The sequence below is a fragment of the Marinomonas foliarum genome (genome assembly GCF_003337275.1).
In the GTDB taxonomy this organism is placed as follows: Bacteria; Pseudomonadota; Gammaproteobacteria; order Pseudomonadales; family Marinomonadaceae; genus Marinomonas; species Marinomonas foliarum.
On the sequence record NZ_QPJQ01000002.1, the window covers coordinates 1 to 14622 of the forward strand.

The following is a 14622-nucleotide window of genomic DNA, read 5'->3' on the forward strand; positions in this document are numbered from 1 at the left end:
CGGTATCGGCGAAGGAAAGCTGATTCATGTCATTCGGTCTTGAGGTAATGGTCAGATCGGCATTGTCTCATATTGGGGACTTAATCGCAGTTTCCCTAACTTGCCCCACGATTTTATTGTTCTCATTTATTATCCCTAGGAGACTAATTTACCTTTATTTTTATAAGAAACTTGGCTCGACACTACAAGCAAGCAACAACGAGTTAAAACTAACTCTATAGCCATACCTTATGCGCTAAGTGGTTTTAATAGTATTAATTGCAATATAAAGGCTCAAGGCTTTTTTATGGGTATTGTTCATCTAAATTAATAATACCCATAAAAAAAGCTCCGTTATATTTGCTAACGAAGCTTTTTATATCAATGACCTAGGTATGCCTGCAATATCCTATAACAAGTAACTATTCAAGCTCACGAGCATTGATATAAGCGCGCTCAGATACTTCGTGCCACGCTCTTACTTTCGCGCCAAACTCCTTAAATGAGTCATAGACTTTCTGACTTAATGGATCTGCAGCTGCTACTTCTTCTAATGTTTCAGTAGAAGCTTTTTTCAGCGCTATCAATACATCATCAGGGAAAGATTTCAACGTCACGTTATGTTCATTGATTAACGTCTGGAGTGCCGCGTTATTCAATGCGGTGAATTCATCCAACATTTCTGCGTTTGCTTGGCGAGTCGCAGCACGTACGATTAGCTGAAGATCTTTTGGTAAGGCTTCAAACGCTTCTTTATTGTAAAGCGCTTCCATTGTAGAACCTGGCTCATGCCAACCTGGGTAGTAATAGTATTTAGCTGCTTTATAAAGACCGAATGCAAGGTCGTTATATGGGCCAACCCACTCGGTTGCGTCAATCGCGCCCGTTTGCAAAGAGGTGAAAATCTCTCCGCCAGGCAAGTTCACAGGTATGCCACCAATTTTTTTAATAACTTCACCACCAAGGCCTGGAATACGCATTTTTAAACCTTGAAAGTCTGCCAAAGAATTTACTTCTTTGTTAAACCAGCCACCCATTTGTACACCGGTATTACCCGCAGCCATTGGGATCAAGTTAAATGGTGCGTAAATTTCTTCCCACAGTTTCAAACCGCCACCGTGATGAATCCAAGAATTGATTTCTTGTGCAGTGAAGCCATAAGGAACCGCAGTAAAGAATTGCGCTGCAGGGGCTTTGCCTTTCCAGTAATACGCTGCACCGTGACCCATTTGTGCTGTGCCACGAGAAACCGCATCAAACACTTCCAATGCAGGAACCAATTCACCTGCCGCATACACTTTTACATTGATACGACCGTTAGACATCTCGTTGATGCTTTTTGCTAGGCTTTCTGCGCCAGTCCCTAAACCAGGCAGGTTTTTAGGCCAAGTTGTGACCATTTTCCAATTAACGACATCGGCTTTTTTCTCGACTTGAGCAGTTTCTTTTTCTTCAGATCCACCACAGGCAACCAACGTTGCTGCAGCCAAACCGACTATTGCCAGTTTACCCCACGCTTTTATTATCATTTTTTATCCCTCAGGAGACTGATTACATTTATTGTTATAAGACTTAGCTTTCAAACCAAAGCAACACTAATTACTTTTCATTTCTTCCTTTTGTATTGAGGAAGAAATTCGAACTTTTATACATATTTTCTGCACTAAGTATTTTGAATAGTATGAATTGCGCTGTCAGCGCTCAAGTCTTTTTTGATATTTCTTTCTTTCATCGCTCGATTCATCCCCTCAGTAAAACAAAAAAGCCCCGTTATCAAAGATAACGAGGCTTTATCAACATTAGTGCTTTTAAAATATAAAGCTTAGCGTCTTAATCGTCCGCACGCGCATTAATATAAGCTCGCTCGGACACATCATGCCATTCACTTACTGGAGCCATAAAGTTTTTGAAAGACTCATAAACTTTTTGGCTATTAGGGTCATTAGCCGCGACTTCTTCTAATGTTTCAGCCGACGCTTTCTTAAGTGCTTCCAACAGATCTCGTGGGAACGGCTTAAGAATCACATTATGTTCATTGACCAAGGTTTGCAGTGCATCATTATTGCGCGCGGTAAACTCGTTAATCATGTCTAAGTTAGCCTGTTTAACCGCTGCACGAGCAATAGCTTGTAGATCCTTAGGCAAAGCCGCAAACGCGTCTTTGTTAAAGATAACTTCAACAGCAGAACCTGGTTCATGCCATCCCGGGTAATAGTAGTATTTCGCCGCTTTATACAAGCCAAATGCTAAATCATTATAAGGGCCAACCCATTCGGTTGCGTCAATCGTACCCGTTTGAAGCGCCGTAAATACTTCACTACCCGGTAAGTTGATAGGTGATGCACCGACTTTTTTCAGTACTTCGCCACCTAACCCAGGCATACGCATTTTCAAACCTTTGAAATCCTCTAGGGAATTGATTTCTTTATTGAACCAACCACCCATTTGCACGCCAGCATTACCAGCAACCATAGGGATCAGGTTAAAGGGAGCGTAGATATCCTCCCACAACTCTAAACCGCCGCCATAGGCAATCCACGCATTAAACTCTTGTGCATTAAAACCAAAAGGGACAGTTGAGAAAAACTGCGCCGCAGCCACCTTCCCTTTCCAGTAATACGCCGAGCCGTGGCCCATTTGTGCCGTGCCACGAGAAACGGCATCAAACACTTCTAATGCAGGTACAAGCTCGCCAGCAGCATAGACTTTAATATCCAAACGCCCGTTAGACATTTCTTTAATATTCTTCGCCAGCGCCTCTGCACCCGTCCCCATTCCTGGGAGGTTTTTCGGCCAAGTTGTCACCATTTTCCAATGAATAACATCCACTTTTTGCTCTGCCTTTGCGGTCCCTTTTTCTTCTGTCCCGCCACAAGCAGCCAATGTTGCTGCCATCAAGCCGACAAGTAAGGCTTGATTCCACTTTTTAATTTTATTCATGCGCTTATCCATTAATGAGTGAATCACACTCAATATTAATGACTTAGCCTAATGAGCTGCATTAGGCTAGCAATATAAAATAAGCCCTACCATCAATGGATAGCAGGGCTTATCAAGATCACTTGTTCTCTATTCTATGAATAAGAAAAGCATTAGTCGGTTGCGCGAGCATTAATAAAGGCACGCTCAGAAATATCATGCCATTCGCTCACAGAGTGTAAGAAGCCGGTAAAAGAGTCATACACTTTTTGGCTCATTGCATCGTTAGCCGCCACTTCTTTAAGTGTTTCGTCTGATGCAACACGCAAAGCTTCCAAAAGATCTTTCGGGAACTTTTTCAAAGTAACATTATGCTCATCAACCAACGTCTGCAAAGCCGCATTGTTACGTGCTGTTAGCTCGTTCAGCATATTCAAGTTAGCTTGCGCAGCTGCAGAGCGAACAATCTCTTGCAAATCTACAGGCAAGGCATTAAAGGCGTCTTTGTTGATCAGCGCTTCAACTGCAGAACCTGGCTCTTGCCAACCTGGGTAATAGTAGTATTTCGCCGCTTTATACAAACCAAAGGCTAAATCGTTGTAAGGGCCAACCCACTCTGTCGCATCAAGAGCACCAGTTTGAAGAGCGGTAAACATCTCGCTACCAGGAAGGTTAACCGTCACAGCACCAACCTTTTTAAGCACTTCGCCACCTAGGCCAGGCATACGCATTTTCAAACCTTGAAAATCCGCTAAAGAATTGATTTCTTTATTAAACCAACCGCCCATTTGCGCACCTGTGTTACCTGCCGCCATAGGGATAATGTTGAATGGAGCATAAACTTCTTCCCACAGCTCTAATCCACCGCCAAATTCAAGCCAAGCGTTAAACTCTTGTGCTGTCATACCAAATGGTACAGACGAAAAAAACTGTACAGCAGGCGCCTTACCTTTCCAGTAATATGCAGAACTATGACCTATTTGCGCAGTACCACGGGAAACAGCATCAAATACTTCCAGTGCTGGAACTAACTCTCCTGCTGAGTAGACCTTAATGTCCAAACGACCATCAGACATTTTTGTAATATTTTTTGCGAATGCTTCAGCACCCGTTCCCAAACCTGGAAAGTTTTTAGGCCAGGCTGTGACCATTTTCCAATGAATGGTTTCTACTTTCTTTTCAACTTTTGCCGTTTCTTCAGCTTTCTCTGATCCACCACAAGCAACCAAAGACACAGCTAGCAAACCAGCGAACGCCAATCTGCCCAATCCCATTAAATTACGCATTATTTTCCCTCAGGAGCTAGATACTTGATAACAATAACTCTGTCTGTGACACAAGAAAGAGATGCCCTACATCAATCAATCTTAGAGACAGGATCAATAATCCACGAATGCTAAAACACCGCTCATTATTGTATTTTTATTATAAAATCAGACAGAAAAATGCCCTTTTGATGCATAAAACATCAAAAAGGCAAAAGATGATAAGAATTGTAAGAACCTTGCTCAACCCTTTTTTGCGATTTCTTTCGACTAAATTGACGAAAGTTAGAAATTCGGCGTATAACCCCAAGACATGCGCTGACCGCTTTCTGCAGATTGCTCCGCCAAACAAATCAAATAAATCAACTGGCAGGCTTGTTCCATAGCAACAGGAGCCTCGCCTTTCCCCAGAATGGCATCACGTAACTGGGCATAAAACGCCACATAATCACCTTGTGTTGACGCTTCGTTAATCCTCTCTATATCATCTTGGGAATGCGCCACAAAACGAGTATTGCGCTGCTGTGTCGCTTTGGATGGAAAGTCTGCGTCCCAAGGCATTTGACCTGCTCGTAAGGCCTCTTCTTGTGGATCCAACCCCACACATTGCCAACTGCCCTTGGTAAATCTTGCATTGAAACGGCGCATTTCACCTGCCTCAAACGGCGTTGATGCTAAACGCACACGCTTATCGTCATAACCCAACTCCACCTCAAACCAGTCATGGGCTTGGCTACCTTCACGTAGCTTATCGATACTCGCGTGTAACCACTTCGGTGGACCAAATAAACATAACGCCTGATCTAAAATATGCGGGCCTAGATCCCAGAAAATCCCAGTACCAACACCCGGCTCCTCACGCCAGCGAGCTTGAGCGGCAGGACGAAAGCGATCAAAGCGCGAATCCAAATGCTTCAACTCACCTAATTCACCACTTTTGATCAACGCTTTAAGACGCAAAAAATCACCATCAAAACGACGATTTTGATACACGCAAAAGACCAAACTTTTTTGTTTAGCAAGAACACACAATGCTTCTATCTGACTTAGACTGGTCACAGACGGCTTCTCTAACAAAACATGTTTGCCGTTTTCCAATGCCTTTTTTGCTTGATCAAAATGCAACGAATTCGGTGTAGTGATCACCACCAAATCTACATCCGATGCAGCAAACACAGATTCTGCAGACGATACCACCGACACGTCTGGCAACACAGCCCTAACCTCATCTACCTTAGAGCTGCAAACATACGCCATCGTCATGTCAGGATCATTCATCACAAAAGGCGCGTGAAACACCCGCCCCGACAAACCAAAACCAATCAAACCAACACGAATAGACATGCCACACTCCTCATCAGCCAAATACTTACAACTCTAAATAGTCTACATCCAATTGAAAAAAATTGCCGTAAATAAAAATCCCCGCAGTAAGCTCTGCGGGGATTTTAGTGAAGCCCCTACAACAGTTGAGATTGCTGCTACTTAGACTTCTCCCTGTCTAGCTGCTTATATAATCGACAGGTTTACATGAAAAAAACTATTAATCTATACTGAATAGGAATGTTGGAAAATACAAATCCTCATAAGTTACAGATGCAACCCAAACCAAGCACGAACGGCAGCATATAATGCATCGTTAACCGTATTGAATTTTACCACTCCTTCAACCTCCGGAGCATCCGACAAAGCTAGAACGCAACGATCAAAGTGCATTCCAAATGCCATTTCAGTTAATGTGCCATAACTTCCACCGATTGCTATCAGCACCGGACAAGTACGACCAATAATAGCATTACGAGCAGGACCTAATCCTGTCACGATAGGGATAGTGATATAAGCATTCGCAGCTGACCAGCACTCATCTGGCAATATACCGATTGTTAATCCGTTAGCATTGAAAGCTCCTCTACTACTGGCTTCCATTACGCCAGTTTTACCACCAGTTAGGAGCGGAAGTCCCATTTCTGCGACAGCACGACCCACCTCCTCGGCAAAGAATAGTTGTTCATCTGTAGCATTTACCTTTGGTCCAATGACTCCAATCGGTAATGAGACCGTCCCCATTTCCAGTGCGAGAAGAATAGCCTTGTGATCTTCTACGTATTCAGCATTGTTAGGGATATCTTCATCACGGATCCATGTTCTGGATTTCGGCTGCCAACATTGGCCAGAGTAATAAATTTTATTGTTGACAGAGTCGTATTTAAATTGGTCGAGCATGAACAGTCCTTGAGATTGTAAGGATATTTACTTCCAAATTTATTAATTTAATATACGTAAGAGCACTTACATTTTTGACGATTACTTTTTATAGCCGAAGACTATTTGTAGCTTAAGAAAGGTGAGAACCTATAGGGGTTGTAAAATTAACGCCTACCGGACTCACCATTTTATTACTTCATACCAAGAAGATCTCGCATGGTTTCAGCCAATCCTTTCATTTCCTTGGATGGATCAGCACCCTCAGTTACTTCAACCAGAGAAGCGCTGACTAATTCAGTAGCAGCAACCCCTTCAGCACCAGGGTAGGCAAACCAAGGGCCGGCATAGTTTGCAATCTGGGTATGTGCAACAAGCGCGTTAGGGTTCTTTTTATAGAAATCACCAAGATATACTTTATCTTCAATCAATATCGAATTGGCTGGCGCGTAACCTGTATTTTCAACAATGATTTTTTGCCCTTCTGGGCTGGTCACAAAAGCCATGTATTTCCATACAGCTTGTTGCTTAACTTTGTCTTTTGCCAACATGACGATAGCAGAGCCTCCGGTAGGGAAATAAACCTTTGATTTATCATCTGAGGCGATAGGAGTAGGCTTAACTGTAAGATTAAACTTGTCACCTGCTCCTTCTGTAAAGCGAGCCTGTAACGATGAACTCTCGAACATTATGCCGAGAGCTCCAGCAGGAAAAGCTTGACGGGCGTCATTTTCCGAATAAGTCTTCATACCAGCTTCTTTAGAGAAACGCTGATAAAGACCAGCCGCAGTAATACCTTGCACGTTATCAAACGTAATATCCGTTTCATCTTTATTCATAGGTCGACCACCATATGAGCCAAGTAACGATTGGAATCGCCAGTCATGAGGGGAAACCCAAATCCCATCAATATTGCTCCCAAGCGCATTTATCTTAGCCGCTAAGTCGATAACACCATCAAAGGTCGTGGGGAAATTATCCATTGAGCCACCCGCCTTTTTAACCAACTCAGGATTAACATACATCACCATCGTAGATGCTGAAGTGGCTAAAGCATATTGTGTATCTTTATAGCGTCCCAGAGATAAAAGCGCAGGCGTGTAGCCCAATAACAAAGGGTCATCTCCAATGAAGCTATCAATTGGCTGAGCCAGTCCGCGGTCTTCTAGCACTCGCCATAAATTAAGCCCCACATATGCAACATCTGGTGCTGTTCCAGCAATGGACTCACGAAGTAGTCGCTGAGAGCCATCACCATAACTCTCTGCTGGACCATCAATAATGACATTTATATCTGGATTCTTATCCATGAATGCCTTGGACAATATCTGTTGCGTGTCCGACCAAATGGTAGGGATCGCGTAATGAACACGAATTTCAGTCTCAGCCGCTTGTACTGATATAACATTAGATAAAGCAATTACAGTCGATAACAGAATTTTTTTCACGTGTGTAACTCCAGTATTTTAAGAAAGACAAGGCACAGTCGTTTCTGGGCCAATTAGACTTACGAACTTCACCCTTTTATCCCCCCAGAAGCGAGACCTTGAATGAATTTGCGTTGCGCCATAAGGAAAAGAATGACTAGTGGTGCTGTGACGATAAATGCAGCGGCCATGAGCGGACCAACGTTGTCACCAGACTCCTCATCACGAAAGTACAAAATACCCCGTGGAGGGGTCGCTAGATTGGGATCCGTTGTGGCAATCATTGGCCAGAACAAATCATTCCAATGAGTTGTCACCGAAAAGATAGCGAAAGCGGTTGCGGCTGGAAGCGCCAAAGGAAAAGCAATACGCCAAACAATGGCTGTTTCACTAAGCCCATCAACCCGCGCAGCATCAAACAAATCAGACGGCAGCTGCGCAAAGAACTGCCGGAAAAGAAAAATGCCAAACGCTGTAGGGATGAAAGGCAAAATCAGAGCCCAATAGGTGTTGAGGATGCCAACTTGAGCAAATCCAAGAAAGATTGGAATCGCCGTCACATGAAAAGGCACCATCAGCGCAATCATAACCAAACCAAAAATCAGCTTACGCGCAAGAAAGCGTCGTTGCGTCAAAGCGTAGGCACACGGTACAGCAAACATCACCTGAAACACTAATATGCCAAGTACGACCACCGTACCATTCCACAGAAATAACGGGATATTGGTTTCCGTCAGAGCAAAGATAAAGTTGCTCCATTCTAGACGTGAAGGCAAAAGCTGTATTGAGGTCGAAAAAATTTCGTCACGTGGCTTAAAAGCCAGAGACAACATCCACACAAAAGGTAATAGAATCACGGCGGCACCGGCCACCAAAAAGCTTGACGAAATAATGCGGCTAATAAAAGTTGGTTTCATTTGTAGTGCACTCGCTTTTCAATGACCCAAAACTGCAACAAGGTTAACATCAACAAAAAAGCGAAAAACACCATGGTAATCGCACTGGCATAACCAGCCTTGAAATAGACAAAACCCTCGCGATATAACGCATAAACAAGTGTATCGGAGGCAAAAGCAGGACCGCCTCGAGTCATGGTAGCAACTGTTTCAAATACACGAAATGCATTGGTTGCCGTAATTACCATAACGAACAAGGTTGTGGGCCCCAACATTGGCCAAGTAACAGTCCAAAAGCGCGACCAGCTACTGCCAGCTCCATCTACTTCGGCAGCGTCATACAGCTCAGATGGGATAGCAGCGAGACCAGCCAAAAACAGGATCATGTTGTAACCAACGCTGCTCCAGACACCTATCATAGACAAGGTATAAAGCACCAAACCACGATCACTCAGCCAATTATGAGGCTCAGCACCAAAAGCAACTAATACCTGATTAATAAGACCAAGTGACGGATGCAACAGCATTTGCCATGCGACTGACATAGCCACTAGTGTGGATGCTATTGGCAAAAAGTAGACCGTTTTCAACACATTGGAAAACCTTGGGGCCCAGCTTCCCATGCGAAATAAGCCCATCGCTACAAGTAGCCCAAAGCCAACCGAAAACGGAATAACAACGGCAACATAGATGAGTGTATTGGTAATCGCACGACGCCCAATACTCGAAGAAAACAGTTTTATATAATTATCTAACCAACTCCAATTGAACGTCTTAGCACCAAATTGGTAATCCGTGAAAGACAAAACGGCAACAATCGCAACGGGCAGAAAAATAAAAAGAACCATAGCAAGCGTGGCGGGGCCAACCAGCCAGAGATTCGTCAGGGTCTGACGTTTTTCAAGTGACAGCTTCATGTTTGACCCCCGACTTACGCTTTCCCGTTACTGCATCGAATAAATGCACACGCTGGGGCTCGTAAGCAAGGCGTATATCACTGCCAATCGTCGGTACAATATAGTCGCCCGGCGCTATCGCACGGAATTCGGTGCCTCGTCTGCTACGTAAACTCAGCATGATCTCGGAACCCAGATACTCAGAAGCTTCTAACTTGGCAGACAATGAACCTGCTGTGTTAGGAGTAAGATCTTCTGGACGAAGGCCGACAATTGAGTCTCCGACATTAATACCATCACCTGGTTCAAGAAAATTAATCGCGTTATGACCAATAAATGCCGCAACATCACGGTGTACAGGACGCTCATACAGATCACGCGGTGAACCAGCCTGAGCAACCTGACCCCCTATCATCACTACAATCTGATCAGCCATTGCCATTGCTTCAGTCTGATCATGCGTGACATACACAAAGGCTTTACCAGTAAGACGATGCAGCGAGCTAATTTCACTTCGCATGCGAATTCGAAGCCGTGCATCAAGATTGGAAAGCGGTTCATCTAACAGAAACAGTGCAGGGTCACGTACCAATGCTCGCCCAAGAGCAACACGTTGTTTTTGTCCGCCTGAAAGTGAGCCAGGTTTTCGATCTAATAACTCCTCTAATCCCAACGACTTCGCTGCATCTACGACTTTGTTCATGATCGTACGACGAGCCTCCGTCGCACCGGGTACAAAGGAGCCAAGGAGCGGCATACGACCCAAATTGGATAAATGGCGCATGGTAAGAGGTAGCGCAATATTCTGAGCAACGGTCAAATGCGGATAGAGGGCATACGACTGGAACACCATCGCAACATTACGCTCATAGGCATTTTGGCCCCTCACATCACGACCATTAAGCAGCACTTCACCTGAAGTAGGCCGGTCAAGACCAGCCATGATCCGTAAGCTGGTGGATTTACCGCAGCCTGATGCTCCAAGTAACGCAGTAAAGCTCCCTTGCTCAACCTTTATTGACACATGATCAAGTACGGTATTGGAGTCAAAACAACGTGTAACATCACGTAATTCCATAATAGAAGACATTCTTAGATCGAACCATTTTTGTAAATTAGATTACAAATATAGACTTTAAAAATGTCACTTTAATTACATTTATAGAATATTATCACTATAATTAATAAATTTTTATAAGTGCTATCCAAGTAAGGTAAAACTCATGGTAGCCTTGTTAAAGGCTATCTCTACAGCCATATCAGTAGTATGTTCATTTACTCTATACAGTGCATATATTAATTCCACTACGATTACCTTAAGCCATCAAACTTTTTGACATAGTTAGACAACGACGCGTTTAAATTAACAGTATACGAACATTCGTTAAGAGTTTTACAATCACTCCGTCCAGACTTATTAATTCTAAAAATGTAAGAATAATTACATTTTGTATTTTTTAAATCACCAAGTCATCAAGAAAATATTTTTTGACTCGAAAAGTAATGAGCGGAAGTTTAAAAATGACAACAGAGCAACTAAATAAAAGACAGAAAGAGGCACTTTCAGTTATAGAAGAAAGTGGTTTCGTTACGATTGAAGCTCTCGCATCCATGTTTGAGGTATCTCAACAAACAGTCAGAAGAGACATCATTCTGATGGATAATCTGCACTTAGTAGAGAGATTCCATGGGGGAGCAGGAACGCTATCATCTTCTAAGAGGTCAGGCTATATACAGAAACAAATAGTTAACACCTCTGGAAAAATAGCAATAGGTCATACTCTTTCATTAGTTATACCATTGAAAGCAGACATCTATCTTGATTTTGGCACAACAGTAGAAACAGCATCTTTAATCGCAGTAAAAGGTAAAACTCTCAACATACACACTTCGTCATGCGCTACCGCAATGAGCTTTCAGAAGTCAGGCAATGAAAATATTTATGTCATTGGCGGAAAAATAAGTGGTAAAGATGGTTCATTAACAGGGTCTCAAACTACTGAGCAACTAGACAAAATGCGTTTTGATTACGCCTTAATAGGGTGCTCAGCAATCGAAACTGATGGGTCTATTCTGGATTTTGACGCGAATAAAATAGCCATGAAAAAACTTGCCATGAAGAGAGCAAAACGGAAGATTCTACTGGTTGACAGCACTAAATTTGGGAAAACATCTAGAGAATGCTTTGCCCAAATTTCAGATTTTGATTTGATAATAATCGATCAACAGCCTCACCACTCTTTTAATCCTGCACTTGAACAAGCTAAAGAGATAAGAATGGAATCGCCTCCTGATTAACATAACTCAAAAAATGAGTTAGAGACTTATACCAACATCCAAAGCCGATACAAATATTCTCTTACTCATTATCACTTTAACCAAGGACTAACTAAGTTAAACCAAAGCTACAAAACTTCCAATTTAGCAAACGACAACACGAGCCACTTGGTGCCTTCATCGTCGAAGTTAACCTGAACGCGGGCTTGCGGGCCTTGGCCTTCATAGTTGATCACTAAGCCTTCACCAAACACCGGATGATTCACTCGATCGCCCATGTTTACCGTGACTTCTGGCGCTTTGTAATTGTTCAAGGTGCGGCTGTTTTGTAGTTTGTTCTTTTCAAAGTTGTAATCAGGACGTTGCAAAGACACAGGACGGCTAACTTGTGAGCGAAGACGTACTTCTTCCAAGCATTCCTGCGGTAACTCTTTGATAAAGCGCGAAGGGCTGTTAAACGATTCACTACCAAACAAACGACGCGATTCCGCGTAGGTGATGTAAAGCTTTTCCATCGCCCGAGTAATACCCACATAGCAAAGTCGACGTTCTTCTTCGAGACGACCCGGCTCTTCAAAAGACATCTTGCTTGGAAAAACGTTTTCTTCCACGCCCGTTAAGAATACCAGTGGAAACTCCAGTCCTTTCGCCGAATGTAATGTCATCAACTGCACTGCATCTTGGTACTCGTCCGCTTGCGCATCGCCCGCGTCCAATACCGCTTTGTCCAAGAACGCCATCAACGGAGAACTAAACTCTTCGTCCTCGTCGCTCCAGCTGAATCCGCCAGCCGCACCAACCAACTCCTTTAAGTTTTCGATTCGCGCTTCGCCTTTCTCGCCTTTTTCTTTTTCATGGAAAGGAATCAAGCCTGCTTCTTCAATAATTTGTTCAAAAATATCGTTCAAGTTCAAATCGGGTTGCTGAACGGTCGTGCTCAAGCCTTCGATTAGATGTAAAAATGCTTTAATGGCATTCGTTGCTCGCGCTGTCATTAAGGACTGACGTACCACTTCCTGCGCGGCTTGCCACATAGAACAGCCATTATCACGTGCAATTTCACGCAAGGTACCAATACTGCGTTCACCAATACCACGAGGCGGTACGTTGATAACTCGTTCCATCGCGCCATCGTCATTCGGATCCAATGCCAAACGGGCATAAGCCAAAGCATTTTTGATCTCAAGACGATCGTAGAACCTGTGTCCACCATAAATTCGATAAGCAATCTGTTCCCTAACAAGGCATTCCTCAATAACTCGAGACTGAGCATTAGAGCGATACAAAATCGCCATGTCCGTCAGAGACGTTCCCTTGTCACGCCATTGTTTGATAATGCCAAGAATAAAGCGCGCTTCGTCTTGTTCGTTAAATCCCGCATAGAGAGAAATTGGATCGCCTTCACCGCTGTCGGTCCAAAGCTCTTTCCCTAGGCGATCATCATTGTGTTTGATCAAGCCGTTGGCGGCGTTCAAAATATGACCAGTTGAGCGATAGTTTTGCTCCAATCGGATGGTGCCAACGTCTTTAAAATCTTTGGTGAAGTTTTGAATATTTTCAATTTTCGCGCCACGCCAGCCGTAAATTGACTGGTCATCATCGCCCACGGCGGTAATCGTGCCTTCACTGCCGACCATGATACGTAACCACGCGTATTGAATGGTGTTGGTATCTTGAAACTCGTCCACCAGCACATGACGAAAACGATCTTGATAATGACGCAATAACGCTGGCGTGCTGAGCATCAGCTCATGAGCACGAAGCAGCAATTCGCCGAAGTCCAATAATCCACCACGTTCACAAGCTTCTTCATAATGGTAATACAGCTCACGCATGCCTTTGGAAAAAGGATCATGACTGTCTGGCACATGGGCTGCTCGGCGGCCTTCGTCTTTTTGCGCGTTAATAAACCAAGACACTTGCTTAGGCGGCCAGCGCGTGTCGTCGATATTGAGTTCACGCATAATGCGTTTGATTAATCGTAATTGGTCGTCACTGTCCATTATCTGGAAGTTTTCTTTTAGTCCCGCATCGCGCCAATGGGCGCGCAATAAACGATGCGCTAAACCGTGAAAAGTACCAACCCACATACCTTGAGGAGGCACTCCCACCAGTTGTTCTATACGACCTTGCATCTCACGAGCCGCTTTGTTGGTAAAAGTCACTGCCATCAGGCTGTAAGGTGACAGTTCATAAGCATGCATTAACCATGCAATACGGTGCACTAAGACTCGGGTTTTACCTGATCCCGCCCCCGCCAGAACAAGGCTATTCTGTAAAGGTGCGGCAACGGCTTCACGCTGCTTGTCATTCAGTGAATCGAGGATAAAAGAAACGTCCATTGCATTCCGCCATGATTAATTAATAAATTTGTCATAAAAAACACGTAAAAATAGGTTGATTTTTGATCGATTTGAGTTTTTTATTAACTTGAAAAATATGTTGTCTGTCTATTTTGACTTTTTTTAACAGTCGATGACAGTGATCTGTGTATTTCAATGTCGTCGAACGTCCAAAAGGGTATAACGATGAGCGATTTTGCTGAAACATTAACTGAAGTAAAAACCGACATAATGCATGCTTCCATTAGTTTGGAGAACGAAACAAAAGAACGGAATCAAAAGGAAGACGCAGCGCGTATGTTAAAAGCCAGACGTGCAATTGAACAGCATTTAGAAGAAAAACGTCTGCATCAGGATATCTCAAACGGTTGGGACGATTAATTTCACCCTACTGATCTGAGGTACTAGGCAAACAAATC

General features: G+C 43.5%; 12 protein-coding genes. 2 read left to right on the plus strand and 10 right to left on the minus strand.

The window, feature by feature from the left end; all coding sequences use genetic code 11:
• Positions 1-401: 401 nt before the first annotated feature.
• The 9 genes from DFP77_RS01040 to DFP77_RS01080 all read right to left on the minus strand — a co-directional run bounded on the left by DFP77_RS01040 (position 402) and on the right by DFP77_RS01080 (position 10674).
• Positions 402-1508 (minus strand): TRAP transporter substrate-binding protein, encoded by a 1107-nt coding sequence (locus tag DFP77_RS01040; protein WP_114410452.1) that lies wholly within the window; start codon positions 1506-1508, stop codon positions 402-404.
• Positions 1509-1809: 301 nt separating this feature from the next.
• Entirely contained in the window at positions 1810-2919 is a 1110-nt protein-coding gene (locus tag DFP77_RS01045; RefSeq protein ID WP_114410453.1) for a TRAP transporter substrate-binding protein, read from the minus strand.
• Positions 2920-3071: 152 nt separating this feature from the next.
• Positions 3072-4184 (minus strand): TRAP transporter substrate-binding protein, encoded by a 1113-nt coding sequence (locus DFP77_RS01050; protein WP_114410454.1) that lies wholly within the window; start codon positions 4182-4184, stop codon positions 3072-3074.
• Between the two features lie 264 nt (positions 4185-4448).
• Entirely contained in the window at positions 4449-5507 is a 1059-nt protein-coding gene (locus DFP77_RS01055) for an oxidoreductase (RefSeq protein ID WP_114410455.1), read from the minus strand.
• Positions 5508-5753: 246 nt separating this feature from the next.
• Positions 5754-6386 (minus strand): TIGR00725 family protein, encoded by a 633-nt coding sequence (locus DFP77_RS01060; RefSeq protein WP_114410456.1) that lies wholly within the window; start codon positions 6384-6386, stop codon positions 5754-5756.
• 173 nt (positions 6387-6559) lie between these two features.
• On the minus strand, positions 6560-7813 hold the full coding sequence (locus DFP77_RS01065; protein WP_114410457.1) for an extracellular solute-binding protein: 1254 nt from the start codon (positions 7811-7813) through the stop codon (positions 6560-6562).
• Positions 7814-7881: 68 nt separating this feature from the next.
• Entirely contained in the window at positions 7882-8709 is an 828-nt protein-coding gene (locus DFP77_RS01070) for a carbohydrate ABC transporter permease (protein WP_114410458.1), read from the minus strand.
• On the minus strand, positions 8706-9605 hold the full coding sequence (locus DFP77_RS01075) for a carbohydrate ABC transporter permease (protein WP_114410459.1): 900 nt from the start codon (positions 9603-9605) through the stop codon (positions 8706-8708). The genes DFP77_RS01070 and DFP77_RS01075 overlap by 4 nt, the downstream gene beginning before the upstream one ends.
• The gene (locus DFP77_RS01080) at positions 9589-10674 is read right to left on the minus strand and encodes an ABC transporter ATP-binding protein (RefSeq protein WP_220235510.1); all 1086 of its coding nucleotides are present in this window, start codon (positions 10672-10674) and stop codon (positions 9589-9591) included. The genes DFP77_RS01075 and DFP77_RS01080 overlap by 17 nt, the downstream gene beginning before the upstream one ends.
• A gap of 431 nt (positions 10675-11105) precedes the next feature.
• Here DFP77_RS01080 and DFP77_RS01085 point away from each other — a divergent pair, with 431 nt between their 5' ends.
• Complete coding sequence (locus tag DFP77_RS01085; protein ID WP_181858473.1) at positions 11106-11882, plus strand: DeoR/GlpR family DNA-binding transcription regulator; 777 nt, start codon at positions 11106-11108, stop codon at positions 11880-11882.
• Between the two features lie 107 nt (positions 11883-11989).
• Here DFP77_RS01085 and uvrD read toward each other — a convergent pair whose 3' ends face one another.
• Complete coding sequence (gene uvrD / locus DFP77_RS01090; RefSeq protein WP_114410462.1) at positions 11990-14203, minus strand: DNA helicase II; 2214 nt, start codon at positions 14201-14203, stop codon at positions 11990-11992.
• Between the two features lie 186 nt (positions 14204-14389).
• Here uvrD and DFP77_RS01095 point away from each other — a divergent pair, with 186 nt between their 5' ends.
• A complete protein-coding gene (locus tag DFP77_RS01095) occupies positions 14390-14584 on the plus strand; it encodes a PA3496 family putative envelope integrity protein (RefSeq protein WP_114410463.1) in 195 nt (64 codons plus the stop codon).
• The last annotated feature ends 38 nt before the right edge of the window (positions 14585-14622 follow it).